Annotated in this window: 18 protein-coding genes and 1 tRNA gene; 6 read left to right on the top strand and 13 right to left on the bottom strand. The window is 72.1% G+C overall.

The features are described 5' to 3' along the window. The first annotated feature begins 34 nt into the window (after positions 1-34). A complete protein-coding gene (locus ACIQ7M_RS09935) occupies positions 35-757 on the top strand; it encodes an MBL fold metallo-hydrolase (RefSeq protein WP_403641882.1) in 723 nt (240 codons plus the stop codon). Between the two features lie 31 nt (positions 758-788). Continuing rightward, positions 789-1,595 carry a DUF3097 domain-containing protein gene (locus ACIQ7M_RS09930; RefSeq protein WP_403641879.1) on the top strand — a complete coding sequence of 269 codons (807 nt, stop codon included), beginning with the start codon at positions 789-791 and terminating at the stop codon, positions 1,593-1,595. A 151-nt stretch (positions 1,596-1,746) separates the two neighbouring features. Here the strand turns inward: ACIQ7M_RS09930 and hemW are convergent, their stop codons facing one another. Together hemW and ACIQ7M_RS09920 are read right to left on the bottom strand one after the other, a co-directional pair. Further along, positions 1,747-2,985: a radical SAM family heme chaperone HemW gene (gene hemW / locus ACIQ7M_RS09925; RefSeq protein ID WP_355764526.1), complete on the bottom strand. Its 1,239-nt coding sequence runs from the start codon at positions 2,983-2,985 to the stop codon at positions 1,747-1,749. A gap of 56 nt (positions 2,986-3,041) precedes the next feature. Next, a complete protein-coding gene (locus ACIQ7M_RS09920; protein WP_403641875.1) occupies positions 3,042-5,198 on the bottom strand; it encodes a SpoIIE family protein phosphatase in 2,157 nt (718 codons plus the stop codon). 294 nt (positions 5,199-5,492) lie between these two features. Here ACIQ7M_RS09920 and ACIQ7M_RS09915 point away from each other — a divergent pair, with 294 nt between their 5' ends. Continuing rightward, positions 5,493-6,086: a two-component system response regulator gene (locus tag ACIQ7M_RS09915; RefSeq protein WP_403641872.1), complete on the top strand. Its 594-nt coding sequence runs from the start codon at positions 5,493-5,495 to the stop codon at positions 6,084-6,086. Between the two features lie 83 nt (positions 6,087-6,169). On the opposite strand, the gene ACIQ7M_RS09910 is transcribed toward ACIQ7M_RS09915, so the two are convergent. Continuing rightward, positions 6,170-8,041: an AMP-dependent synthetase/ligase gene (locus ACIQ7M_RS09910; RefSeq protein WP_403641869.1), complete on the bottom strand. Its 1,872-nt coding sequence runs from the start codon at positions 8,039-8,041 to the stop codon at positions 6,170-6,172. Positions 8,042-8,266: 225 nt separating this feature from the next. Beyond that, positions 8,267-10,135, bottom strand: a complete 1,869-nt coding sequence (lepA, locus tag ACIQ7M_RS09905; RefSeq protein ID WP_389839029.1) for a translation elongation factor 4 — start codon at positions 10,133-10,135, stop codon at positions 8,267-8,269. A 314-nt stretch (positions 10,136-10,449) separates the two neighbouring features. Here lepA and rpsT point away from each other — a divergent pair, with 314 nt between their 5' ends. Beyond that, a complete protein-coding gene (gene rpsT / locus ACIQ7M_RS09900) occupies positions 10,450-10,716 on the top strand; it encodes a 30S ribosomal protein S20 (RefSeq protein WP_355764513.1) in 267 nt (88 codons plus the stop codon). Between the two features lie 283 nt (positions 10,717-10,999). Here rpsT and holA read toward each other — a convergent pair whose 3' ends face one another. The 8 genes from holA to leuS all read right to left on the bottom strand — a co-directional run bounded on the left by holA (position 11,000) and on the right by leuS (position 22,156). Beyond that, entirely contained in the window at positions 11,000-11,986 is a 987-nt protein-coding gene (gene holA / locus ACIQ7M_RS09895; protein WP_386977433.1) for a DNA polymerase III subunit delta, read from the bottom strand. A 187-nt stretch (positions 11,987-12,173) separates the two neighbouring features. Beyond that, positions 12,174-12,419 carry a hypothetical protein gene (locus tag ACIQ7M_RS09890; protein ID WP_386977430.1) on the bottom strand — a complete coding sequence of 82 codons (246 nt, stop codon included), beginning with the start codon at positions 12,417-12,419 and terminating at the stop codon, positions 12,174-12,176. An 84-nt stretch (positions 12,420-12,503) separates the two neighbouring features. Further along, positions 12,504-13,334, bottom strand: a complete 831-nt coding sequence (locus ACIQ7M_RS09885; protein ID WP_403641864.1) for an arylamine N-acetyltransferase — start codon at positions 13,332-13,334, stop codon at positions 12,504-12,506. A 4-nt stretch (positions 13,335-13,338) separates the two neighbouring features. Beyond that, positions 13,339-16,044, bottom strand: coding sequence for a ComEC/Rec2 family competence protein (locus ACIQ7M_RS09880; protein ID WP_403641861.1), 2,706 nt, complete (start codon positions 16,042-16,044; stop codon positions 13,339-13,341). Positions 16,045-16,241: 197 nt separating this feature from the next. Next, positions 16,242-17,336 (bottom strand): ComEA family DNA-binding protein, encoded by a 1,095-nt coding sequence (locus ACIQ7M_RS09875; protein ID WP_403641858.1) that lies wholly within the window; start codon positions 17,334-17,336, stop codon positions 16,242-16,244. Between the two features lie 138 nt (positions 17,337-17,474). Beyond that, on the bottom strand, positions 17,475-18,320 hold the full coding sequence (locus tag ACIQ7M_RS09870) for a DegV family protein (RefSeq protein WP_355764503.1): 846 nt from the start codon (positions 18,318-18,320) through the stop codon (positions 17,475-17,477). Positions 18,321-18,392: 72 nt separating this feature from the next. Further along, positions 18,393-19,124 carry a hypothetical protein gene (locus ACIQ7M_RS09865; RefSeq protein WP_355764501.1) on the bottom strand — a complete coding sequence of 244 codons (732 nt, stop codon included), beginning with the start codon at positions 19,122-19,124 and terminating at the stop codon, positions 18,393-18,395. A 143-nt stretch (positions 19,125-19,267) separates the two neighbouring features. Then, complete coding sequence (leuS, locus tag ACIQ7M_RS09860) at positions 19,268-22,156, bottom strand: leucine--tRNA ligase (protein ID WP_403641855.1); 2,889 nt, start codon at positions 22,154-22,156, stop codon at positions 19,268-19,270. Positions 22,157-22,562: 406 nt separating this feature from the next. On the opposite strand from leuS, the gene ACIQ7M_RS09855 reads away from it, so the two are divergent. Then, complete coding sequence (locus ACIQ7M_RS09855; protein ID WP_403641853.1) at positions 22,563-23,840, top strand: cytochrome b/b6 domain-containing protein; 1,278 nt, start codon at positions 22,563-22,565, stop codon at positions 23,838-23,840. Next, a complete protein-coding gene (locus ACIQ7M_RS09850) occupies positions 23,837-25,453 on the top strand; it encodes an NADH-ubiquinone oxidoreductase-F iron-sulfur binding region domain-containing protein (protein ID WP_403641850.1) in 1,617 nt (538 codons plus the stop codon). Before ACIQ7M_RS09855 ends, ACIQ7M_RS09850 begins: the two co-directional genes overlap by 4 nt. Before the next feature lie 141 nt (positions 25,454-25,594). On the opposite strand, the gene ACIQ7M_RS09845 is transcribed toward ACIQ7M_RS09850, so the two are convergent. Next, positions 25,595-25,667, bottom strand: a tRNA-Ala gene (locus tag ACIQ7M_RS09845). Between the last annotated feature and the right edge of the window lie 147 nt (positions 25,668-25,814).

Raw genomic sequence — 25,814 nt, 5'->3', positions numbered from 1 at the left:
GTGCACGGCACCCGGTCACCGTTAGCGTCGCCGCATGAGGCTGACTTGGGAAGAGCTCGGGTGGGAAAGGGTGGCGCCCCGGGTGGGGCGACGGCGGCTTCCGGACTGGGACTGCACGGCGGGGCTCGTCGTCGGCGAGGAGGCGGTGCTGATGATCGACGCCGGGTCGAGCCTCGCGGAGGGCGCCGCGCTGCGCGCCGATGCGCGGGTCCTGACCGGCGCGCGTGTGACCCATATCGCGCTCACCCACCCGCATTTCGACCACGTTTTCGGCGCGGCCGCCTTCGCGGGCGTGGAGATCCTCGCCGCCGACGGCTCGTCGGAGGTGTACGGACGCGGCCGCGAGGAGCTGTGCGCGGACGCGGTGCGCAACGGTCTCGACCCGCGGTCCGCGGAGGAGGCGGCCGACACCCTCGTACGGCCCCACCGCTTCGTCCGGGACACCTGGGACCTGGATCTCGGCGGCGTCGGGGTCCGGCTGGTCCGGACGGGCGAGGGCCACACCGCCCACGACCTCGTGGCCGTCGTGCCGGGCGACCCGGCGGTGGTGTTCTGCGGCGACCTGGTCGAGGAGTCGGGCGAGCCGCAGGCGGGCCCCGACGCCGTACCGTCGCGCTGGCCGGCGGCTCTGGACCGGCTGCTCGCGCTGGGCGGCGAGGAGGCGCTGTACGTCCCCGGGCACGGGGCGGTGGTGGACGCCGCGTTCGTACGGTCCCAACGGGACGCCCTGGCCGCGCGTTTCGGCGTGTCGCGGTGAGCGTCGCCGGGCTTCTCCTATCGTCATCCGAATGCGCCAGTACTCTCCGGACCTGACCCCGCCGTGGAAGAAGTCCCCGCCCGTGCCCGAGGTCCCGGCGGACCCGGGTCTGGTCGTCGAGGAGCCCGGCACCGGCTTCTGCGGCGCGGTGATCCGCTGCGAGGCGGGCACGGTGACCCTGGAGGACCGCTTCGGCAAGCACCGGGTGTTCCCGCTGGAACCGCGTGGCTTCCTGCTGGAGGGCAGGGTGGTGACCCTGGTCCGCCCCACGGCCTCCGCGCCGGTGCGCCCCAGTCGTACGGCGTCCGGCTCGGTGGCGGTCCCCGGCGCCCGCGCCCGGGTCGCGCGCGCCGGGCGCATCTACGTCGAGGGCCGTCACGACGCCGAACTGGTCGAGCGGGTCTGGGGTGACGATCTGCGCGTCGAGGGCGTGGTCGTGGAGTACCTGGAGGGTGTCGACGACCTCCCGGCGGTCGTCGACGCGTTCTCCCCGGGCCCGGACGCCCGGCTCGGCGTCCTCGTGGACCACCTGGTCCCGGGTTCGAAGGAGTCCCGGATCGCGGAGGCGGTCACGAGCGAGCACGCCCTGGTGCTCGGCCACCCGTACATCGACGTCTGGGAGGCCGTGAAGCCGTCCTCCGTCGGCATCCCGTCCTGGCCCCGGGTCCCGCGCGGCCAGGACTGGAAGACGGGCGTGTGCCGGGCCCTGGGCTGGCCGGAGAACACCGGCGCGGCCTGGCAGCACATCCTGTCCCGGGTCCACTCCTACAAGGACCTGGAACCGGCCCTGCTGGGCCGGGTGGAGGAACTGATCGACTTCGTCACGGCCCCGGAGTGACGGACCGGTGGCCGGTGACCCGTGTGCGGCGGCCGGTTCTCGGGGCCCGGCAGCCGGGTCCCCGGGTCCGGCGGTGATGACCCGGGCCCGACGGCGGTGATGCGGGCCCGACGGCGGTCAGCGGTGCCCTCCGGGGCAGGGTCCCCGCCGTTCAGTCCACCAGGTCCCGGACCACGGCGTCCGCGAGGAGGCGGCCGCGGAGGGTGAGGACGGCGCGGCCCGCGTCGTACGGGCCGGCTTCGAGGAGGCCTTCGGACAGGGCGCGGCGGGAGGCCGCGAGGCCGTCGGGGCGGAGCAGGGAGAGCGGGCAGCCCTCGCGCAGCCGCAGTTCGAGGAGGATCCGCTCGACCCGGCGGTCCTCGCCGGAGAGGAGCTCACGGCCGGCCCCCGGGGAGCGGCCCTCGGCCAGTGCCGCCGCGTAGGCGCCCGGATGTTTCACGTTCCACCAGCGAACACCGCCGACGTGGCTGTGCGCGCCGGGACCCGCGCCCCACCAGTCGGCGCCCCGCCAGTACAGCTCGTTGTGCAGACAGCGGCTGTCCGACGAGCCGGCGGTGGCCCAGTTCGACACCTCGTACCACTCGAAGCCCGCCGCCGACATCACCTCGTCCGCGATGAGATAGCGGTCCGCGTGCACGTCGTCGTCCGTCATGGGGACCTCGCCGCGGCGGATGCGGCGCGCGAGCTGCGTGCCCTCCTCGACGATCAGCGCGTACGCGGAGATGTGGTCGGGTCCCGCGCCGAGGGCCGCTTCGAGCGACGCCCGCCAGTCGTCGTCCGACTCCCCCGGCGTGCCGTAGATCAGGTCCAGGTTCACATGTGCGAAGCCGGCCGCGCGGGCCTCGGCGACACAGGCCTCGGGGCGGCCCGGGGTGTGGGTGCGGTCGAGCACCTTCAGGACGTGCTGCCGGGCGCTCTGCATGCCGAAGGAGATCCGGTTGAAGCCCCCGGCGCGCAGGGTCGCGAGGTACTCGGGATCCACCGACTCGGGGTTCGCCTCCGTCGTGATCTCGGCGTCGTCCGCGAGGCCGAACTCGTCCCGGATCGCGCCCAGCATCCGTACGAGGTCGTCGGCGGCCAGCAGCGTGGGCGTGCCGCCTCCGACGAAGACCGTGCGGACCGGGCGGGGGTCGTCGCCGAGGACCTTGCGGGCGAGCCGGATCTCGTCGGTCAGGGTGTCCGCGTAGTTGTCGCGGGAGGCGAGCACCCCGCCGCTGCCCCGCAGCTCGGTCGCCGTGTAGGTGTTGAAGTCGCAGTAGCCGCAGCGGGTCGCGCAGTACGGAACGTGGAGGTAGAACCCGAGGGGCCGCTCGGCGGCCCCGGCCAGGGCGTGCGCGGGCAGCGCCCCGTCGTCGGGGACGGGCTCACCGTCGGGAAGTGCGGAAGGCATGCGTTCCATTGTCCAGCACGCCCGGGGTGGACGCGTCCGGTGCGCCGCGGGCCCCGCTACTCGGCCTGTAACACCAGCAGGGCCATGTCGTCCTCGGGCGGGCGGGGGCCGAAGGCGTGGACCAGCGCGCGGATCCGCTCCGCGATCATCTCGGCGTTCAGGCCCGCGCAGCCCGCGAGGGCGTGCGCGAGACCGTCCTCGTCGTCGAACTGACGGGACCCGTCGCGCCGCTCCGTCACCCCGTCGGTGACGCACAGGAGCGTGTCCCCGGGGTACAGCTCGAAGGACTCCGCGGTGTACTCGGGGTCCTCGAAGACGCCGAGCAGGGTCTGTGGCCGGGCCATCTCCCGTACGTCGCCGTCGGGACCCAGCAGCAGCGGCAGCGGATGGCCCGCCGAGGCCAGGGTGCAGCGCACTCCGCCCTCGAAGGGGACCAGCTCGCCGTAGAGCATGGACAGGAAGCGCGTCTGCGGGCCGAGGTCGGTGCCGAGCCCGGGTCCGCCCGCGGCCACGAGCGCTCGGGCGGCCGCGTCCGCCGCCTCCGTCGCGTCGTCGAGGAGGAGCTGGTTGAGACGGTCGAGGACGTCCGCGACGTCGTAGCCCTCACGGGCGAGGAGCCGCAGCCAGGGCCGGGCCAGGCCGATCACGACGGCGGCCTCGGGCCCCTTGCCCTGGACGTCGCCGACCGCGAAGCACCAGCGCCCGTCGCCCGCCGGGAACACGTCGTAGAAGTCACCGCTCGGCCCGCCCTTGTCGAGCGGTTCGTAGACGAGGGCGCTGCGCACCCCGGGGATCTCGGCGACCGCGCCCGGCAGCAGCCCGCGCTGGAGGACCCGGCTGATGGTGGCCTGGCGCGCGTACTGGCGGGCCGCGCCGATGGCCAGGGCGATACGGCGGCTGAGGTCCTCGACGAGCCCGGTGACCTCGTCGGGGAAGTCGGGCGGTCCGGCCCGGCCGATGACCAGTGTGCCCAGCGGGCGGCCGCCCGCGATCAGCCGGTACGCGAGCGCCGCCCCGCTAGCCCCGCGGGCGCCCAGCGCTCCGCCGGGCCAGGGCACCGGGACGGCCCGCGAGCGCACCGCGTCGGGCAGCCGCGGCGGGTCCTTCTCCAGAGCCTGGCGCAGGCCCTCGATCAGGTTCTCGCTGCCGTGCCAGACCCGGGCGAGGCGGGGACCGAGGGCCAGGCCGAGCCCGCCCGCCCGGTCGGTGGCCTCGTCCTCCAGCCATACGGCGCACCAGTCGGCGAGGCGCGGGACGAGGAGCTGACCGGCCAGCGCGGCGACCAGGTCCTCGTCGAGCTGTCCCGCGAGCAGGTCCGAGGCCTCGGCGAGGAAGGAGAGGGCGCCCCGGTCGAGCCAGTCGTGGGCCCGCGCGGTGCCCGGATCCGCCCCCGGGGCGGACACGGCGTGAAACGGTTCGCCGCCGGCACCCGGCCCGTACCCCGGGACCAGCCCCTCGGCGTACCCGGTGGCCCCGACCCCGGTCGGCTCCGGACCGTCCGCCGCACCGGTGAGACCGTCGGCTCCGGCGAACCCGCCCGGTCCGGCGAACCCGTCGGGGAGCGCACGCGCGAGCCCGCCCACGAGTCCCTCGGCGTCCGTGAATCCGCCCGGTCCTGGGAGACCGCCCACGTCGTCGAAGCGCCCCGGCCGGCGCAGGTCGTCGGCGTCCGTGAAGACGCCCGCCCCGGGCGGGGCCCCGGCGGTCCCGTCGGCCAGCAGCCTCGACCACACCGTCTTGACGCCCGGACGGTAGGTGATCCCCCAGGCCTCGGAGAGCGCGGAGACGAGGCGCAGGCCCCGCCCGTACTCCGGTGTCCCGTACGGCGGTTCGGCGCTGTCCTCCCGTATGGCGCGCGAGGGGTGCCGGTCGGAGACCTCGACGACCAGCGGGCCGGGCGGGCCGTCGGCCGGGCACTCCAGGCGGCACAGCAGCTCGACGTCGGTGCCCGCGTGCACGACGGCATTGGTGACCAGCTCGCTGACCACCACGGACGCGTCGTCCGTGAGCCGGTCGTCGATGATCTCGGCTCCGGGCAGGGCCAGTTCGGCCCAGCTCAGGAGCGTGTCACGGAGGAACCGGCGCGCGGCGGCGGGAGCGAGCGGGGTACCCGGCAGCGATGTACGTGACACGACGTCCCGGCCGGTGGGGTGGTGCGCGAGCACGTCCGGTGCGCACGCCGTGGACTCCCGTTGCGTCGGAATGGCCCCCACTGTGCGGCTCCCTGGGCAGTTCGGACGAAGACACCTCGGTCGATGCGGCCAGGGTGACAGACTGGCGGCGCTCATAAGCGCCGAGTCACCGAAGTAGGCCGTCATGAGTGAGAACAGTGGTATGGATGTGCTCGAAGACGGACAGAATCGAGCATCCGACCCGCGTTCACCGCGCGTCACGACGACGACGGCGCGGGACGGCGACTTCGGCGCGGCGCCCGGGGCAGGTCGTGGACCGGCCGCCGGACCCGCGGGGCACCGAGAAAACCACGGACCGAGTGAGGCACCGTCATCATGAGCGCCGAGACGACGACCGACGAGGGCGCGAGCATCCTCCTCGTCGACGACATGGAGGACAACCTGGTCGCGCTGGAGGCCGTCCTGCGCTCCCTCAACGAGCCGCTGGTGCGCGCGCGTTCGGGCGAGGAGGCGGTGAAGGCGCTGACGCGGCAGCGGTTCGCGGTCGTCCTGCTCGACATCCGCATGCCGGGCATGGACGGATTCGAGACGGCCGCGAACATCAAGCGGCTCGACCGGACCAAGGACGTGCCCATCATCTTCCTGACGGGCACCGACGCCGACGCGGGCTACGCCTTCCGCGGCTACGCGACGGGCGCCGCCGACTATCTGACGAAACCGTTCGACCCGTGGGTCCTGCGCGCCAAGGTCAGCGTCTTCCTCGACCTGCACCGCAAGAACCGCCAACTGGAGTGTCTGCTCGCCCGCGAGCAGGACCAGTTCGACGAACTCGCCGCCCGCCTGGGGCGGATGGACACGGACCTGGCGGCGGGCACCGCCCCCGACGTGCCCGGACTCCGCGACCAGATACGGCGGATGGACGAACTGCTGGGCAGGATGCGGCGGAGGCGGGACGGACAGGACGGATAGGAGAGAACACCCCGGCTTCCGGCCCCGCGGACGGGGACGGAAACCGGGGTGCCCGGGCCGGAAGCCGGGGTGCCGGGGGCCGGTTACGCCTCGCGGGAGCCCGCGTACATCTCGTCGATCAGGTGCTTGTACGCCTTCTCGACGACCGGGCGCTTCAGCTTGAGGCTCGGAGTGATCTCGCCGTGCTCGACGTCCAGGTCACGGGGCAGCAGACGGAACTTCTTGATGGTCTGCCAGCGCTGAAGGCCCGCGTTGAGCTCCTTCACGTACCCCTCGACCAGGGCGACGGTGGCGGGCGCCGCGACGACCTCGGCGTACGACTTGCCCTCCAGACCGTTGTCCTTGGCCCAGTCGAGGATGGACGGCTCGTCGAGGGAGATGAGCGCGGTGCAGAAGTTCCGGTCGGCGCCGTGCACGAGGATGTTGGAGACGTACGGACAGACGGCCTTGAACTGGCCCTCGACCTCGGCGGGCGCGATGTACTTGCCGCCCGAGGTCTTGATGAGGTCCTTCTTGCGGTCGGTGATCCGCAGATAGCCGTCCGCGGACAGCTCGCCGATGTCGCCGGTGTGGAACCAGCCGTCCGCCTCCAGGACCTCGGCGGTCTTCTCGGGCAGCCCGTGGTAGCCCTCCATGATGCCGGGGCCGCGCAGCAGGATCTCGCCGTCGTCCGCGATGCGCACCTCGGTGCCGGGCACCGGCTTGCCGACCGTGCCGGTGCGGTAGGCCTCGCCCGGGTTCACGAAGGAGGCGGCGGAGGACTCGGTGAGTCCGTAGCCCTCCAGGATGTGAATGCCGGCGCCGGCGAAGAAGTAGCCGATCTCGGGCGCGAGCGCTGCGGAGCCGGAGATGCAGGCGCGCAGGTTGCCGCCGAAGGCCTCGCGGATCTTGGCGAAGACGAGCGCGTCGGCGACCTTGTGCTTGGCGCCGAGCGCGAACGGCACCGAGGCCGAACCCGTGCGGCGGAAGTTGTCCTGGCTCGCCTTCGCGTACTCGCGGGAGACCTCGGCGGCCCACTGGAAGATCTTGTACTTGGCGCCGCCGCCGGCCCGGGCCTTGGCCGCGACCCCGTTGTAGACCTTCTCGAAGATGCGCGGGACGGCCGCCATGTATGTCGGCCGCACCACCGGGAGATTCGTGATGATCTTGTCCACGCGGCCGTCGACGGCGGTGACGTGTCCGACCTCGATCTGGCCCGAAGTGAGCACCTTGCCGAAGACGTGCGCGAGCGGCAGCCACAGGTACTGGACGTCGTCCTGGCCGAGCAGGCCGGTCGAGGCGATGGCCTTGGCCATGTACGACCAGTTGTCCTGCGGCAGCCGGACGCCCTTGGGACGGCCCGTGGTGCCGGAGGTGTAGATGAGGGTCGCGAGCTGGTCGGCGGTGATCGCGCCGACGCGCTCCTTGATCAGCTCGGGGTGCTTCTCCAGGTACGCGGAACCGCGCGCCTCCAGCTCGGCGAGCGTCAGGACCCAGTCCTCGCTCTCCACGCCCTCCGCGTCGATGACCACGACGTGCGTGAGCTCGGGGAGCTCCGCGCGCTTCTCGCGGGCCTTGGCGAGCTGGGCGGCGTCCTCCGCGATGAGGATCCGGCTCGCGGAGTCGGACAGGATGAACGCCGACTCCTCGGCGTTGGTCTGCGGATACACGGTCGTGGTGGCCGCGCCCGCGCAGAGGATGCCGAGGTCGGCCAGGATCCATTCGACCCGGGTCGAGGAGGCGAGCGCGACGCGCTGCTCCGGCTGGACGCCGAGTTCGATGAGGCCGGCCGCGATGGCGTAGACCCTCTCCGCGGACTGCGCCCAGGTCAGCGACTTCCACTCGTCCGGCCCGTCGCCCGGGGCCGGTACCGGGTAGCGGTATGCCTCGGCGTCGGGTGTGGCCGCCACGCGCTCCAGGAAGAGGGCGGCGACGGACGGCGGACGGTTCTCGATCAGGGTCTGTGTGTCGCTCACGACATCCTCCGGGGCCCGCGGCAGTGCGGCTGGCTCAATTGCGGCTGTTGTTTAACTCGCGAGTAACTACCGAGCAGAGATCAGACTAGAGCGCGTCCGGCCGGTGCGTAAGAGGCGGCGGCAGGTCACTTCCCGGCCACTTCCCGCAGGACACACCCCTGAGACAAGCACAGAGCCCGCCGCGCCGGAGCGCGACGGGCCCTGAATTTCCGGGATTCGGCGAGGCTACTTCTTGCCCTTGGCCGAACCGCCGCTGTCGTCGCTGGACAGCACGGCGATGAAGGCTTCCTGCGGAACTTCCACAGAGCCCACCATCTTCATCCGCTTCTTGCCCTCCTTCTGCTTCTCCAGCAGCTTCCGCTTACGGGAGATGTCACCGCCGTAGCACTTGGCGAGGACGTCCTTGCGGATGGCGCGGATGGTCTCGCGGGCGATGACCCGGGAGCCGATGGCCGCCTGGATGGGCACCTCGAAGGCCTGCCGCGGGATCAGCTCGCGCAGCTTGGCGACCAGCCGGACGCCGTACGCGTACGCCGCGTCCTTGTGCGTGACCGCCGAGAAGGCGTCGACCTTGTCGCCGTGCAGCAGGATGTCGACCTTGACCAGGCTGGAGGCCTGCTCGCCGGTGGGCTCGTAGTCGAGCGAGGCGTAGCCGCGGGTCTTGGACTTGAGCTGGTCGAAGAAGTCGAAGACGATCTCCGCGAGCGGCAGGGTGTAGCGGATCTCGACCCGGTCCTCGGAGAGGTAGTCCATGCCGAGCAGGGTGCCGCGCCGGGTCTGGCACAGCTCCATGATCGCGCCGATGAACTCCGAGGGGGCGAGGATGGTCGCCCGCACGACCGGCTCGTACACCTTGTCGATCTTGCCCTCGGGGAACTCGCTCGGGTTGGTGACCGTGTGCTCGCTGCGGTCCTCCATCTCGACGCGGTAGACCACGTTCGGGGCGGTCGCGATCAGGTCGAGCCCGAACTCGCGCTCCAGCCGCTCACGGATCACGTCGAGGTGCAGCAGTCCGAGGAAGCCGACACGGAAGCCGAAGCCGAGCGCCGCGGAGGTCTCCGGCTCGTACACCAGCGCCGCGTCGTTGAGCTGGAGCTTGTCCAGGGCGTCGCGCAGCTCGGGGTAGTCGGAGCCGTCCAGCGGATACAGGCCCGAGAAGACCATGGGCCGGGGATCCTTGTACCCGCCGAGCGCCTCGGTGGCGCCCTTGTGCAGGGTGGTGATCGTGTCACCGACCTTGGACTGGCGGACGTCCTTCACACCGGTGATGAGGTAACCCACCTCACCGACACCGAGGCCGTCGGACGCCTTCATCTCGGGGGACGAGACGCCGATCTCCAGCAGCTCGTGCGTGGCGCCGGTGGACATCATCCTGATGCGCTCACGCTTGTTGAGCTGCCCGTCGATGACACGCACGTACGTCACGACACCGCGGTACGAGTCGTAGACCGAGTCGAAGATCATCGCGCGCGCGGGGGCGTCCTGGACGCCGACCGGGGCGGGGATCTCGGCGACGACCTTGTCGAGCAGCGCCTCGACACCCAGGCCCGTCTTGGCGGAGACCTTGAGCACGTCCGCGGGGTCACAGCCGATGAGGTTCGCGAGCTCCTCGGAGAACTTCTCCGGCTGGGCGGCCGGCAGGTCGATCTTGTTCAGTACGGGGATGATCTTGAGGTCGTTCTCCATCGCCAGGTAGAGGTTGGCGAGGGTCTGGGCCTCGATCCCCTGGGCGGCGTCGACGAGCAGGACCGTGCCCTCGCAGGCCGCCAGGGACCGCGACACCTCGTACGTGAAGTCGACGTGCCCGGGGGTGTCGATCATGTTGAGGATGTGGGTGCGTCCCGGATCCTCGGACGGGGCCCAGGGCAGCCGGACCGCCTGGGACTTGATCGTGATGCCGCGCTCGCGCTCGATGTCCATACGGTCGAGGTACTGAGCGCGCATCTGCCGCTGATCAACCACCCCGGTCAGCTGGAGCATGCGGTCGGCGAGCGTGGACTTGCCGTGGTCGATGTGCGCGATGATGCAGAAATTGCGGATCAGAGCCGGGTCGGTACGGCTCGGCTCGGGCACATTGTTAGGGGTCGCGGGCACGCAGGGTCCTGTCTCTTGAGGCGCCTGTCGCCTCGGGTCGGATCGATACGTAGATTCCATGGTCCCACGCGCGGCGGGCTGCGACCGGTGTGGGCCGCGCGAGAGGGACGGCCGCGCCCGCCCCGAAGGCTCTGACCAGGGCGGCGGCGGACCGTCCCCGACCGGGGGCGCACGGCCGGTTTGAGCCGGTCGCGTGGGGGCTGGTAGCCTGGGTGGCTGTGTCTCATGCCCTCTCAGCAGGAGACGCACCCAAGAAAATCAAACGGCGGGTGAGACGTGCTGTCTCACGCGCCTGAACCTGTAAAGGCTCATCAGTGGCGAACATCAAGTCCCAGATCAAGCGGATCAAGACCAATGAGAAGGCCCGGCTGCGCAACAAGGCCGTCAAGTCCTCTCTGAAGACCGCGATCCGCAAGGCCCGCGAGGCTGCTGCCGCGGGTGACGTCGAGAAGGCCACCGTCGCGGCGCGCGAGGCTTCGCGCAAGCTCGACAAGGCCGTCTCGAAGGGCGTCATCCACAAGAACCAGGCCGCCAACAAGAAGTCGGCGCTTGCTTCGAAGGTCGCCTCCCTCCAGGCCTGAGTCGGCTGAGCTCTCCGGGGCTCGACCCTGACTTGTCTTGACGTGACCGTCGGCCGGACCCGAGCGGGCCCTCTCTCTCCGCTCCCGACCCGACACCCCCGGATTCGCGCACGATCTGCGTTCGCCACGCGGGCGTGAATCCACCGGCTCGAACCGAAGGCCCCGCTCCTCCCTTCCCCGGGAGAACGAGCGGGGCCTTCGGTGTATCGCTGGGCCGTCGGTGTACGGCTGGGTCGTCGGTGTACCGCCGGGTCGTCGGGGTGCCGCGACGGACCCGGCGGGGCTAACGGCGGCCGGAGCGGGCCGCGCGGGCGACGGCCACGACGGCCTTCTCCAGGGCGTACTCGGGGTCGTCCCCGCCGCCCTTCACCCCGGCGTCCGCCTCCGCGACCGCCGTGAGCGCCATGGCGACCCCGTCGGGCGTCCAGCCCCGCATCTGCTGCCGCACACGGTCGATCTTCCACGGCGGCATCCCGAGCTCACGGGCCAGGTCGGCGGGCCTGCCGCCCCGCGCGGAGGACAGCTTGCCGATCGCCCGCACCCCCTGCGCGAGCGCGCTGGTGATCAGGACGGGGGCCACACCGGTCGACAGCGACCACCGCAGCGCCTCCAGCGCCTCCGCGGCCCGCCCCTCGACGGCCCGGTCGGCCACGGTGAAGCTGGACGCCTCGGCCCGCCCGGTGTAGTACCTCCCGACGACGGCCTCGTCGATCGTCCCCTCGACGTCCGCCGTGAGCTGCGACACGGCGGACGCCAGCTCCCGCAGATCGCTCCCGATGGAGTCCACCAGTGCCTGGCAGGCCTCCGGGGTTGCCGCCCGGCCCAGCGAACGGAACTCGCTCCGGACGAACGCCAGCCGGTCCGCCGGCTTCGTCATCTTGGGGCACGCCACCTCCCGCGCTCCCGCCTTGCGCGCGGCGTCGAGCAGCGGCTTGCCCTTGGCCCCGCCCGCGTGCAGGAGCACCAGGGTGATCTCCTCGGCGGGAGCCCCCAGGTACGCCTTGACGTCCTTGATCGTGTCGGCCGACAGATCCTGCGCGTTGCGGACGATCACGACCTTGCGCTCGGCGAAGAGCGACGGGCTCGTCAGTTCGGCGAGCGTGCCCGGCTGCACCTGGTCCGGGGTGAGGTCCCGGACGTCCGTGTCGGCGTCGGCGGCCCTGGCGGCGGCCACCACCTCCTGCACGGCACGGTCGAGCAGGAGATCCTCCTGGCCCACCGCCAACGTGACAGGGGCGAGAGGGTCGTCTTGTGCGGTCTTCTTGGCCATCCCGGAAAGCATCCCACGCGCCACCGACAACGGGTGCCGCGCGCCGCTGCCCACGGAGGTCCGGCCTCACGCCGCCGGGTCGAGCCGAAGGCGCGGGACGCACTCGGGCCGGGCGCCGCGCGGGCCGGGCGAGCCGGGCGCGCAGGGGCTCGGTCGAGCCGGGCGCCCGGGGCTCGGGCGGGCTCGGTTACGGCTCCTCGTGCCAGCCGTCCCATTCGGCCGCGAACTCGTCCAGCTCCTTCGCGTCGAGCCGTGCCTCGGGGTCCGTCAGCACCACCAGCCACTGCGCGTCCTCGGCGTCGTCCTCGCCCGCGAGGGCGTCCCGCACGAGCTGCGGCTCCTCCAGCAGCCCGAACCGGTCACCGACGGCCTCCGCCGCCTCCTCCGCGGCGTCACGGTCGGGCAGCACCAGTACATGTCTCACATCGCTCACCCGAACATCTTCCGGTACGCCCGGCGCGGCCGACGCCGGGATCCCGGTCCGGTGCGTGTGATCTGCGCGGCTTCCCGGCCGCGGCTACCCGAACTCCTTGACCACCGGCACCCGGTCCAGCTCGATCCCGAAGCGTTCCCGGTACAGGGCCAGCACCTCCTCGTCGGTCGCCGGCTCCGTCACCTCCTTGGTCCCGTCGGCCGTCGACACGGTGAACTTGCGGCCGCTGAGCGTGATCCGGCCCCCGTCCTCGGTGAGCCGTGAACACACCAGCGACCGGGTGAAGTGCGACAGCGGCGAGGTGGCGTGCCACCAGGCTCCGACGCGGAAGTCCCCGAGGACACGCGGCCGTACCTCCAGCCGGTACTGGCGCTTGTCGCCCAGGAGGACGTCGAGGTCCTCGAGTTCCCGGGATTCGCCCGCTCCCCGCACCCCCGCCGCGTCCGGCGCCGACTCCACGACCCGGAACATCCCGCCGGGGTCCCGCTGTTCGCCCCGCTCCGTGAACGACAGCGGATAGTGGCTGTGGGCCCCGAACCCGACATCGGTCAGCCAGTCGCCCCCGTCCACCGTCCGTACCCGCAGCGCGAGATGGTCGTAGGGGATCCCGGGCTTCCCGTCGTCGCCGTACACCCGCGCCGCGAGCAGCGTCACGTCGTAGCCCAGCGCCCCCAGCAACGCCGCGAACGCGCCGTTCAGTTCGTAGCAGAAGCCCCCTCTGCGCGCGCCCACCACCTTGTCCAGCAGCCTCTTCTCCTCCAGCACGATCTCCTCGCCGAGATGGATCGACAGGTTCTCGAACGGCACTGTCCGCAGATGGCAGAGCTGCAGCTCGCGGAGCACATCGGAGGTGGGCCATGCCGGGTGCTGGGCCCCGATGCGGCGAAGGTAGGCGTCGGCCTGTGCGGAGTTCATGTCTTCAGTGTCGCGCCACACCCAGCCCTTCGCCCTCACCGGTGACGGCGAGATCACCGTCCTCGTCGGTCCGCAGCACCATCGCGCCCCCGGCTCGCAGCGCCGCGACCGTGCTCGGGGCCGGGTGGCCGTAAGGGTTGTCTCCGCCGACCGAGATGAGCGCGAGCCGGGGAGCCACCCTGCGTATGAGCTCCGGATCCTGGTACGCCGATCCGTGATGGGCGACCTTGAGCACGTCCACACCGTCCAGCCCCTCGGCGGCCGGCGATCTCGCCAGGGCCTGCTGGGCGGGCGGCTCCAGGTCGCCGAGCAACAGCAGCCGCAGCCCAGCGGACCGCACGAGCAGGGTGACGCTGGCGTCGTTCGGGCCGTCGGGCGGCGGGACCGGATCCGGCGGCGGCCACAGCACCCGCCAGTCCAGGCGTCCCGCACTCCTCCTCTCCCCCGCCACGGCCCGCGTCAGCGGGATGTGCCGTGCGCGCGCCTCCCGCCGGACGAACTCGGCCTGCTCCGGAGGCTCTTCGAAGCCCGTGGTCTCGATCGCGCCCACCGAACGCCCCCGGAGCACACCGGGCAGGCCCGCGACATGGTCGGCGTGGAAGTGCGTCAGGACGACGAGCGGGATCCTGGTGACCCCGAGCGTGCTCAGACAGCGGTCGGCCAGCACCGGGTCGGGCCCCGCGTCCACCACCACGGCGCTGCCGTCACCCACCGCGAGCACGCCCGCGTCCCCTTGCCCCACATCACACATCGCGAACCTCCAGCCGGGCGGCGGCCATCCCGTGATCACCCGGGTGAGCGGCGGCGGCTGCACCACGAACAGCAGAAGCAGCGCCGCGGCCACGGCACTCGGCAACGGATGTCTCAGCAGCCGCCGCCCGGCGACCACGCCGGCCACCGTGACGAGTGCCAGCAGCAGGGCGCCCGTCCAACTGTCCGGCCAGTCCACTCCCCCACCGGGCTGCGCCGCCCCCGTGCGCGCGATGCCCGCGATCCACCGCGCGGGCCAACTCGCCCACCAAGCGAGGACCTTGGCCACGGGCATCGCCCAGGGTGCGGTCGCCAGGGTCGCGAATCCCAGCACCGTGGCCGGCGTGACCGCGAACTCCGCGAGGAGGTTGCACGGCACCGCCACCAGACTCACCCGGGCCGACAGCACGGCGACCACGGGCGCGCACAGCGCCTGCGCGGCGGCGGCCGCGGCCAGCGCCTCGGCCAGGCGCGGGGGCACCCGGCGTCGCCACAGGGCCGCGCTCCAGCGCGGGGCGAGCGTGAGCAGGGCTCCGGTCGCGAGGACGGAGAGCAGGAACCCGTAACTGCGGGCGAGCCAGGGGTCGTACAGCACCAGGACCAGAACCGCGGCGGCCAGCGCCGGGACGAGCGATCTGCGGCGCCCGGTCGCGATGGCGAGCAGCGAGACCCCTCCGCAGGCCGCCGCCCGCAGCACGCTCGGGTCCGGCCGGCACACGACGACGAAGGCGAGCGTGAGCGCCCCGCCGAGCAGGGCGGTCGCCCTCAGCGGAACCCCGAGCCGCGAGGCGAGGCCCCGGCGCTCCACCCGTTGGGCGAGGCCGGGTGGCCCGGTGAACAAGGCGAGGACGATGACGAGATTGCCCCCGCTGACCGCGAGGAGGTGCGTGAGGTCGGTGGCCTTGAAGGAGTCGTCCAGCTCCGGCGTGACACGTGAGGTGTCCCCGACCACCAGCCCTGGCAGCAGCGCCCGCGCGTCCGCGTCCAGGCCGTCGGTCGCCTTGCGCAGCCCTTCGCGCAGCCGGCCCGCGAACCGCTGCGGACCGGACGGCGCTCCGACCACCTCCGGCGCCGCGCTCCCCCGTACCCGCAGCACCGCGGCGATGTCCTTCCCGTCCGACAGGGCGGGCACGACCCGCGCCACCACCCGCAGCCGGGTCGACGGCAGCAGCGACAGCCAGGGCGAGCGGTCGCCGGTCCGGCGGGGCACGCCTCGACGGGAGCGGGCGTCGACGATCACCAGTACCGGGGTCCGGGTGGCCAGCACCGTGCCGTCCGCCTGGGCGACCCGCGTGACGTCGGCGTCGAACATCAGGGCCGTCGGGGCCATGTGGTCCCCGTTGATCCTGGGCCGGGCAAGACGGGGATCGGAGGTGATCTCCACCTCGGCGGTCACGTCGGCGAACCTCTCCGCGAGCGCGGGGACAGGGCCGCGTCGCAGGTCCGCCGTGTGCAGCCCCGCGGAGGCCGCGGCGGCACCGGCACACAGGAGCACGGCGGCGAAGGACACCCACAACCCGGGTCGCACCGACCCTGGCACCCGCCCCGCGCCGGAACATCCCCTCCCGGCGTCCGGTCCCGGTCCCGGACCCGGACCCGGACCCGGACCCACACCCACACCGGCACCGGCACCGGCACCGGCACCGGCACCCGCACCCGCACCCGCACCCGCACCCGCACCCGAGTGTCCTCGCCGAACGTCGCCGACGGCTCCCCGGCGGACGTCCGGATCTCTCCGCCCCGCCCGCCCCGCCCTCCCGGCCCTCCGCCCCGCCGCCAGCAGAGCGCCTGCCGCGGTCAGGGACGCGGCCACGACGGCCGTGACCCAGCCCGGCGACGCTCCGACGCTCACCGCCGCCGTGAGCCAGGCCGCCGCCGCGGGGGCCACGAGCCGCAGGTCGGTCGGCCCTTCCGTCCTGGGGTGCGAGGCCCCGAGCCGTCTTCCGGAGGCCGCGTGCACGGGCCTCCGGCCGGTGACACCGGGGACACCCTCGGGACGCCCCAGGGACCCCCGCGAATCCCCGGGCTCCGTCGCCGTCCGGGGACGGGGATGGGGCTCCGGCATCCTCACCGGCCCGCCGGAACCCTCGCTGGACGCCGGGGCCACCCGCCGGTGCCGCACCTCGGGACCGGAAGCTGAGCCGGAGCCGGAGGCGCTCATGGCCGCACCAGGTCCCGGAGATCGGCGAAGCGGCGGTCTCCGATCCCGTTCACCTCGCGGAGCTCGTCGACCGAGCGGAAACCGCCGTGCGCCGCGCGGTAGTCGACGATGTGCCGGGCCAGGACGGGTCCGACCCCGGGCAGGCTGTCGAACTGGTCGACGGTGGCCGTGTTGAGGGGAATCGGCGCCGACGGCACCGCTCCGGCCACGGATCCGGCGCCGAACGGTCCGGAACCGCCGGCACCGCCCGGTCCGGCTCCCGTCGGGGGCGCGGTCGCGCCGACCATGATCTGTTCGCCGTCCACGAGGACCCGGGCGCGGTTGAGGCCGTCGCTGTCCGTACCGGGCCGTAATCCGCCGGCGGCGCGCAGGGCGTCCTCGACACGGGACCCGGCGGGCAACCGCTGGAGTCCGGGGGCGCGCACCTTTCCGCCCACGTCCACGACGACCACACCCCCACCGGCGCCGGGAGCGTTCGGAGTTCCGGCCGACGCTCCGGATGCCCCGCCCTGCCGGTCGCCCGGAGCGCGCTTCCCGGCGTACGGCGCGGCGGCACTCATCACCTCAGGGGCCCGGACGGGCCGAGTCCGGCCCGTCCAGAAGTGCTGCACGGCGAAGACGGCGGCCACGACCAGCAGCACGGTCAGCGCGGCCACACTCCTGCGCTCCAGACCGCACCGCGACTGCAGCCACAACGGCAGCCGCTCCCGCACCGCGAGCCCGGCCCGGCCCCGCCAGGCACCCGCTTCCCCGTCCGCGCCGTGCGAGTCCCCTTCGCCGACGGTGGGTCCACTCGCGGTCGGCTCATCCACGGTCAGTTCGACCGGGGGCGACCAACTCGCGGGCAGCGTGCCCTCGTCCCCGTCATCGCGGTCCGCCCACGGTGGCCCGTTCCCCGACTCGCGCCGTCCCTGGGCGTGTTCGGTGAAGAGGGCGTCGGCGCGGAGGCGGAGGGCCGCGGCCGACGCCTCGTGGCGGCGGGTCCGGGTGCGCCGGTCGCGACGGCTATGACGGCTGCGACCGTCGGAGAGGGGGCCGCGCCCCGGACCACTGGTCGGAGTCGCGGTGCGTGAGCTCGATCGACGTTCCATGCGGCGAGGATGCGGCAACCCGGCACCCTCGCGATGATCATGCTCAATTCCGGTGGAAAGCCGCCTAGTTGTGGATAACTCCATCACCCGCACGAGCGACGCACGCGGGTGACGCGAGCGATGCGGGCACGGCCCCTCTCATCGGGGCGACACGACCGCCGCCAGCAGCCCGGGCCCGGTGTGGGCTCCGATCACCGCGCCCACCTCGCTCACATGCAGTTCGGCGAGTCCCGGGACCCGCGCCCGCAACCGGTCCGCGAGGGCCGACGCCCGCTCGGGGGCGGCCAGATGGTGAACGGCGATGTCGACCTGGGCGCTACCCGCCCGTTCGACGACGATCTCCTCCAGCCGCGCGATCGCCTTGGACGACGTCCGGACCTTCTCGAGGAGTTCGATACGGCCGTCGTGGAGTTGCAGCAGCGGCTTCACGGCGAGCGCGGAACCCAGCAGTGCCTGCGCGGCCCCGATCCTGCCGCCCCGGCGGAGGTAGTCGAGGGTGTCGACGTAGAAGTGGGCGGACATGCCCGCGGCCCGCTTCTCGGCGGCCGTGACCGCGTCGTCGACGGACCCGCCCGCCTCGGCGGAATCGGCGGCGGCCAGCGCGCAGAACCCGAGAGCCATCGCGACCATCCCGGTGTCGACGACGCGCACCGGCACCGGGGCGTCGCGCGCTGCGAGCACCGCGGCGTCGTAGGTGCCCGAGAACTCGGAGGAAAGGTGCAGCGAGACGATGCCGGTGGCGCCGGCTTCGGCGACCTCGCGGTAGGTCGCGGCGAAGGTCTCGGGGCTGGGCCGGGAGGTCGTGACGGGGCGCCGCTTCTGGAGCGCCTGGGCCAGGGAGCGGGCCGAGATCTCGGTGCCCTCTTCGAGCGCCTGGTCCCCGAGGACCACGGTCAGGGGGACCGATGTGATGCCGTGGCGCTCCATCGTCCGCGGCGGCAGGTAGGCCGTTGAATCGGTGACGATCGCGACATGGCGGGACATGAGCTGGAGATTACCTGGCGGGACCGGTGCGCGGCAGCCCGGCCCCTTCCACCTGCGGTCGGAACGGCTGGATCATGTCGTGCTCTCGGGGCGGGGCTTCTTCTGCCAAGGATAGGTGGGCCGTTGGCCGGGCGGCGTGATGGCCGAACGGCCGGCCCCGTCGTCGGGACGGGACCGCCGGGGCCCGGGCGCGCTCGGTCCGCCGGAGGTCTCCGCGTCCGCGGCGGGATCGTCGGGCCAGGACCTGGGCGGTCCCGGCTCCTTGGTCCAGTGGCGCAGGGCGCCGGCCTCGACGTCGATCTGGGCGCTCAGCGTGTCCAGGTCGTCGCCGGCGAAGCGGTGGGCCCGGTCGCGGGCGGCCCAGCGCAGCGAGTCCGCCGACTCCGTGATCCGCCGGGTGCGGTCGCGCAGGCCCGGGAGCCGGGTGGCGAGCGTGTTCCGGTCGGGCTCGGTCTCCAGACGCTTCAGTTCGGCGTCCAGCTCGTGCCCGTGGGTGCTGAGCCGCTCGAAGAGGCTCAGGGACTCCTTGAGGGACTCGTCCTCCGCGGCGCCCGCCTGCAGCGCGTCCTGCGTGGCGCGCATCGAGGTGCGCAGCGACAGTCTGAGCTGGGCGAGCTCGCCCTGGGGGCCGGGCTGGGCGAAGGTCTTCGCCCGCAGTGTGGTGTCCTCGACCGTGCGGCGGGCCTGCGAGATGGTGCGGTCCACGCCGCGCTTGGCGGCACCGATCACCTTCACCGTCGCATACGCGCCGAACACCACGAACAGCAGGAAGAGCAAGGCGATCACAGTGATCACGGTACCCATCACACTCCTCCTCCGACCGGCCGCGGCGGCTTTCTCCGCGCTCTCAACGGTAAACGCTGCGGGCAGGTCCGGGGTTCCGGAAGGACCCCGAACCTGCCCGTAGGGGACTACCCCGAGCCGCCGCGCGGCCCGGACCCGCGCGCCTACGCCGTGACGATGTTGACCAGCTTCGGCGCGCGCACGATCACCTTGCGGATTCCCGCGCCGCCCAGCGCCGCGACGACCTTCTCGTCGGCCAGCGCCACCTTCTCCAGTTCCGCGTCGGTGATCGACGGGGAGACCTCCAGGCGGGCCTTGACCTTGCCCTTGATCTGCACGACGCAGGTCACGGCCTCGTCGACGACGTACGCCGGGTCGGCGACGGGGAAGTCCTGGTGGACGACCGAGTCGGCGTGGCCCAGCTTGCGCCACAGTTCCTCGGCGATGTGCGGGGCCAGCGGCGCGACCATCAGCACCAGGGCCTCGGCGACCGGGCGCGCGATGGGGCCGCCCGTCTTGGTCAGGTGGTTGTTCAGCTCGGTGACCTTGGCGATGGCGGTGTTGAAGCGCATGCCCTCCAGGTCCTGGCGCACACCGTCGATCGCCTTGTGCAGGGCACGCAGCGTGTCCTCGTCCGGCTCGGAGCCGACGACCGTGACCTCGCCGGTCGTCTCGTCGACGACGTTGCGCCACAGGCGCTGCAGCAGGCGGTACTGGCCCACCACCGCGCGCGTGTCCCAGGGGCGGGACACGTCCAGGGGACCCATCGCCATCTCGTACAGGCGCAGGGTGTCCGCTCCGTACTCGTCGCAGATCTCGTCCGGGGTGACGGCGTTCTTCAGGGACTTGCCCATCTTGCCCAGCAGCCGGGAGACCTTCTCGCCCTGGTAGTAGTAGGCGCCGTCGCGCTCCTCCACCTCGGCGGCCGGTACGGCGATACCGCGGCCGTCGCGGTACACGTAGGCCTGGATCATGCCCTGGTTGAACAGCTTGTGGAACGGCTCGGCCGACGAGACGTGACCCAGGTCGAACAGGACCTTCGACCAGAAGCGCGCGTACAGCAGGTGCAGCACGGCGTGCTCGGCACCGCCGACGTACAGGTCGACGCCGCCCGTGGGCTGACCCTCGCGGGGGCCCATCCAGTACTGCTCGATGGCCGGGTCGACCAGCGCGCGGTCGTTGTGCGGGTCCAGGTAGCGCAGCTCGTACCAGCAGGAACCGGCCCAGTTGGGCATGGTGTTGGTCTCGCGGCGGTACTTGCGCGGGCCGCGGCCGTCCTCCAGGTCCAGGGTGACGTCGACCCAGTCCTCGTTGCGGGACAGCGGGGTCTCGGGGGACGTGTTCGCGTCGTCCGGGTCGAAGGTGCGCGGCGAGTAGTCCTCGACCTCCGGCAGCTCCAGGGGCAGCATCGACTCGGGCAGCGAGTGGGTGACGCCGTCCTCGTCGTAGACGATCGGGAAGGGCTCGCCCCAGTACCGCTGGCGGCTGAACAGCCAGTCGCGCAGACGGAAGTTGACGGTGCCCTCGCCGATGCCGCGGCGCTCCAGCCACTCCGTGATGCGCGCCTTGGCGTCGACGACGCCCAGTCCGTCCAGGGAGACGTCGTCGCCGGCAGAGTTGACGATCTTCGCGTCGTACGAGGCGAAGGCGTCGTCCCAGGTGGAGGTGTCGGTACCGCGGTCGTCCGAGGGCTCGACCACGCAGCGCATGGGCAGCTCGAAGGCGCGCGCGAACGCGAAGTCGCGGCTGTCGTGCGCCGGGACGGCCATGATCGCGCCGGTGCCGTAGCCCATCAGCACGTAGTCGGCGATGAAGACCGGGACCTTCTCGCCGTTGACCGGGTTGGTGGCGAACACGCCGGTGAACACGCCGGTCTTGTCCTTGGCCTCGGCCTGGCGCTCGACGTCGGACTTCGAGGCGGCCTGCGCGCGGTAGGCGGCGACGGCCTCGGCGGGCGTCGCGTGACCGCCGGTCCACACCTCGTGGGTGCCCTCGGGCCAGGCGGCCGGCGTGAACTTCTCGACCAGCGGGTGTTCCGGGGCCAGCACCATGTAGGTGGCGCCGAACAGGGTGTCCTGGCGGGTGGTGAAGACCGTGATCGCTTCGCCGTCGACCGGGAAGTCGACCCGGGCGCCCTCGGAGCGGCCGATCCAGTTGCGCTGCTGCAGCTTGATGGCCTCGGGCCAGTCCAGCGCGTCCAGGTCGTCCAGCAGGCGGTCCGCGTAGGCGGTGATGCGCATGTTCCACTGGCGCAGCTTGGACTTGAAGACGGGGAAGTTGCCGCGCTCGGAACGGCCGTCGGCGGTGACCTCCTCGTTGGCCAGGACGGTGCCCAGGCCGGGGCACCAGTTGACCGGCGCGTCAGAGGCGTACGCCAGGCGGTAGCCGCTCAGGACGTCGGCGCGTTCGGTGGCGCTCAGTTCGTTCCACGCGCGCGAGGTGCCGTCGACGGCGACGGCACGCTCACCGCTCTCGAACTGGGCGATCAGCGCGGAGATGGGGCGTGCCTTCGCCGCCTCGTCGTCGTACCAGGAGTTGAAGATCTGCAGGAAGATCCACTGGGTCCACTTGTAGTACTCCGGGTCGATCGTGGCGAACGACCGGCGCTTGTCGTGGCCCAGGCCCAGCGCGCGCAGCTGGACCTTCATGTTCTCCATGTTGGCCTCGGTGGACACGCGCGGGTGCGTGCCGGTCTGCACGGCGTACTGCTCGGCGGGCAGGCCGAAGGCGTCGAAGCCCAGGGTGTGCAGGACGTTGTGACCCGTCATCCGCTGGAACCGGGCGTATACATCGGTGGCGATGTAGCCCAGGGGGTGGCCCACGTGCAGACCCGCACCCGAGGGGTACGGGAACATGTCCATGATGAACTTCTTGGGCCGCGCGGCCAGCTCCGGGTCCCCGGCCAGGTCGCCGGTGGGGTTCGGGGCCTCGTACGTGCCCTCGGCGTCCCAGAAGTCCTGCCAGCGTGCCTCGATGTCGGCGGCCAGGGCGGCCGTGTAGCGGTGCGGCGCGGCCGACTCGGCGGTGGCGGCAGCGGTGTTCGTCTCGCTCATGTCCTCAAAGCTCCATCGATCGTCTCTGCCAGCAGAAATGAAAAAACCCCTCGCACAGGAGGGGACGCCGCGCTGATGCCGACCACGATGCGTCAGCGGTCGGGGCTGATCAGCGCGGCTCGCTAAGCAGAAGGCGTACGGCACGCATGGCGTCAGGGTACCGCAGCGCCCGCACGGGCCGCGACGAACTTCCGGGCCCGTCGGCGCCCGGTGTCACCCGGCGCGCGGGAAAAATTTCTTGACCGAAGTTCAAATTTTACTTCGCTTAACGGACGCTTGCGGACAACACAAAGACCTCATTGCCCTTTGGTAACAACGCAATAACTCAAACGTGGAGCTCGGCGCGTTTTCTCGACCTAGAGTGCGCCTTCGGGACCGCTTCCCCGAACCGTAGGGAGTACCCCTCATGAACCCTCGTCGTAACAACAGCTCGCTTCCCCGGGTGGGCCGTTCGGCCTACGGGGCGGCCACGGCCGTCGTCCTGGTCCTCATACCCGTGTTCGTGCTGGTGGGAGGAAACGCAGTCCAGGACTTCCTGAACTTCGGCGCCGGCGTCCTGTCGCTGGTCTCCCTGTCCTGCTCGGTGATCTGGGGACTGGTCGCGACCGACCGGATCTTCCTGAACACCCGCCAGCGACTGGTGGCCCAGGCCGTGCACCGGACGACCGCCGTGTCCTCGGTCGCCTTCCTGTTGTTGCACATCACGGTGAAGATCGCGCTCGACCACACGAGCCTGCTCTCCGCCCTCGTCCCCTTCAGCCTCGGCGTCACGGGCATCGGCGGGCTCATCGGCCTCGGCTCCCTGGCCGGCCTGCTCATGATCTTCACGGCCGTCACCGGCGCCCTGCGCAGCGCCTTCGCCTCGCCGGCACCGGTCGCGGCCCGCTGGCGCGCGATGCACATGCTGGCCTACCCGGCCTGGTGCGCCGCACTCGTGCACGGCCTCTACGCGGGTCGCGCGGCGAAGCCGATCTTCACGATCCTCTACAGCCTGTGCCTGCTCGCGGTCATGGGTGCCCTGGCCCTGCGGACCTCGCCGGCCCCCTTCAAGCACAAGGTCGCGGCGAGGGTCCTGGCGCTCATCGGCGGCGGCAACGCCCGCGGGTTCCGCGAGGACCTCGAGGCGTCCCGCGCCGCCGCGGTGGAGTCCCCGCAGGGTCCCGGAGGCCGCGACCGACGTTCCGCGGGCGGCGACGGCGTCCCGTCCCCGCGCGCGGAGCGCAAGGAGTCCTCGTCCACGCTGTTCGGCGGCGCGCAGGCCGGTGCGGACACGACCGGCTTCGCGGCGGCCTACCGGACCGCCGGCGACGCACCCGTGGCCCCCGGTACGCAGCAGTTCCAGATGCCCGTGAACGCGCAGCCCACGGAGACGTTTCCCCGCGTCGGCAACGGCGGCGCGCAGAGCTGGCCCGTCCCTCAGTCGGCCCCCGTGGGCGAGGCCCCGGCATCGGCGTACGACCCGCTCAACGACACCGGATACACGACCCCCGTCTACGGCGCTCAGCCCACCGGCGGCTACGGCACGAGTGATGTGTACAACACCGGTGAGACGAACGCGTCCTACCGCACGTACAACACCAACGACACGTACGACAGCGGTCCCACGACTGACGTACTGCCGGGCGCCTTCGACGCTCCTGGCTCCGGTGAATCATGGAATGCCCCTTCCGGAGGCTTTAAGTGAACGAGGCCCTGCCCGACGTCCCGGAGGTCCGCGTCGTCGGACTTCCGCAGCTCACGTCGGGTTTCGACCTGGTTGAACGTCTTGATCTACCCATGCACCTCAAGGTGCACGGTCCGCTCGAACCGCTGGGCGGAGAAGAGCTCGCAAGCCTCGCCGAGGACATCAATCTGAAGGGTCGCGGCGGGGCGGGCTTCCCGTTCGGCAAGAAACTGCGCTCGGTGGCCGAATCGGCCATCAAGAAGGGCATCCGCCCGGTGGTGGTCGTCAACGGAAGCGAGGACGAACCGGCCTGCCGCAAGGACACGGTGCTCATCAACCGTGCCCCGCACCTCATCCTGGACGGCGCTCTCCTGGTCGCCGAGGCCATGGGCGCCCGCCAGCTCGTGATCGGCGTGACCCGCGAGTCGACCCAGCGCTCCATGGAGGCGGCGCTGGCCGAGCGGGGGCTGAGCAACCGGAGGGGATCGCCCCTTCGCGCGCGCGTGCAGCGCAACCCCGTGCGGATGGTGACCGGCGCCGCCGCGTCGCTGATCCGCTCGATCGACGGCGGCCCGGCGGTGCCGCCCGGCCGCAAGGTCAGCGCCTCCCAGGCGGGCGTCGGGGGCGCGCCCACCCTGCTGTCGAACGCCGAGACGTTCGCGCAGCTCGCCATCGCCGCCCGCATCGGCCCCGACCGCTACCGCAACACGGGCCTGTACGACGAGCCCGGCACCGTCCTGCTCACCGTCTCGGGCGCGGTCGCGCGCCCCATGGTGATCGAGGTCCCCACCGGCGTGCCCCTGCGCTACGTGCTCCAGCTCGCCGGGGCCCCGGCGATGCCCCAGGGCGTGCTGACCGGCGGTTACCACGGCAAGTGGCTGGACGCGGCGACGGTCAACGAAGCGATCGTCTCGCGGGACTCCCTGGCGGCGGTGGGCGGCGCGCTCGGCGCCGGCGCGATCCTGCCCATCACCCAGGAGACCTGCCCGCTGGGCGAGTCGCTGCGCGTGGCGCAGTGGCTGGCCGACGAGAGCGCCGGCCAGTGCGGCCCCTGCTACCTCGGTCTGCCCGCCGCCGCGCGCGGCCTGGCGGACATCCTCAACGGCGGCGGCCCGGCCGCGCTGGAGGCCGTGAAGCAGGTCGCCAAGTCCGTGAAGCGGCGCGGCGCCTGCTCCCACCCGGACGGCTCGGCGATGTTCATCGAGTCGACCCTGAAGGCGTTCACGGACGACCTGGCCGCGCACGTCCTCGGAAACGGCTGCGGAAGGCCCGTGGAGGGCGTCCTGCCGCTCTTCGAGGACGGCCGGGTGCCGATGGGCGTCCTGAGCGGTCCTGGTGAGCAGGACACGGGCACGAGCCGCCAGAAGATCTTCGTCGACTGGACGCTGTGCCGCGGGCACGGCCTGTGCGCCGACCTCCTCCCCGAGGTCTTCGAACTGGGCGCCGACGGCTTCCCCACCGTCGCGCAGGCTCCGGTGCCGCAGTTCGCCGAGGCGAAAGCCCTGCGCGCGGTGCGCCGCTGCCCGGCGCTCGCCCTGCGCATCGAGGAGGACACCCGGGGCTCCGCGCCCTCGCGCAACCTGCCGGTCCTCTCGCAGGGGCGTGGGCGCCGCGCGCTCGGCAGCGGCCGCTGACACGAAGGAGTGGGCCACCAGGAACCGGTGGCCCGCCTTCGGCATGTTCCGCGCGATGTACCCCGCCGCACGTTCCGCGCGCGGTACCGGGAGAACGAAGAAGCGGACCACCCTGATCGGGTGGCCCGCTCTCAACGTCTGTGGAGCTAAGGAGAATTGAACTCCTGACCTCCTGCATGCCATGCAGGCGCTCTACCAACTGAGCTATAGCCCCTTGTGGCCACGCGGCTAGACCGCGTTTTCACCGTGTCCCCCGGTTTCCCCGGCGGCGACGCCAACATTACACGGTTCCCCTGGTGAACCACCAAATCGTTTCCCGTGTGTACCGATTCGGGCCTCATGTCGCATTTTTTTACGAGGT

Source organism: Streptomyces sp. NPDC096324 (genome assembly GCF_044763015.1).
GTDB lineage: Bacteria > Actinomycetota > Actinomycetes > Streptomycetales > Streptomycetaceae > Streptomyces.
This window is presented reverse-complemented; position numbering and strand designations above follow the sequence as displayed.

Excerpts from the sequence above, each read along its gene's own strand:
- ACIQ7M_RS09855 (WP_403641853.1), top strand. The coding sequence starts at position 22,563 with ATGAACCCTCGTCGTAACAACAGCTCGCTTCCCCGGGTGGGCCGTTCG.
- ACIQ7M_RS09865 (WP_355764501.1), bottom strand. The coding sequence starts at position 19,124 with ATGGGTACCGTGATCACTGTGATCGCCTTGCTCTTCCTGCTGTTCGTG.
- holA (WP_386977433.1), bottom strand. The coding sequence starts at position 11,986 with ATGGCCAAGAAGACCGCACAAGACGACCCTCTCGCCCCTGTCACGTTG.
- ACIQ7M_RS09875 (WP_403641858.1), bottom strand. The coding sequence starts at position 17,336 with ATGGAACGTCGATCGAGCTCACGCACCGCGACTCCGACCAGTGGTCCG.
- ACIQ7M_RS09915 (WP_403641872.1), top strand. The coding sequence starts at position 5,493 with ATGAGCGCCGAGACGACGACCGACGAGGGCGCGAGCATCCTCCTCGTC.
- ACIQ7M_RS09870 (WP_355764503.1), bottom strand. The coding sequence starts at position 18,320 with ATGTCCCGCCATGTCGCGATCGTCACCGATTCAACGGCCTACCTGCCG.
- ACIQ7M_RS09930 (WP_403641879.1), top strand. The coding sequence starts at position 789 with ATGCGCCAGTACTCTCCGGACCTGACCCCGCCGTGGAAGAAGTCCCCG.
- ACIQ7M_RS09885 (WP_403641864.1), bottom strand. The coding sequence starts at position 13,334 with ATGAACTCCGCACAGGCCGACGCCTACCTTCGCCGCATCGGGGCCCAG.
- ACIQ7M_RS09935 (WP_403641882.1), top strand. The coding sequence starts at position 35 with ATGAGGCTGACTTGGGAAGAGCTCGGGTGGGAAAGGGTGGCGCCCCGG.
- leuS (WP_403641855.1), bottom strand. The coding sequence starts at position 22,156 with ATGAGCGAGACGAACACCGCTGCCGCCACCGCCGAGTCGGCCGCGCCG.
- hemW (WP_355764526.1), bottom strand. The coding sequence starts at position 2,985 with ATGCCTTCCGCACTTCCCGACGGTGAGCCCGTCCCCGACGACGGGGCG.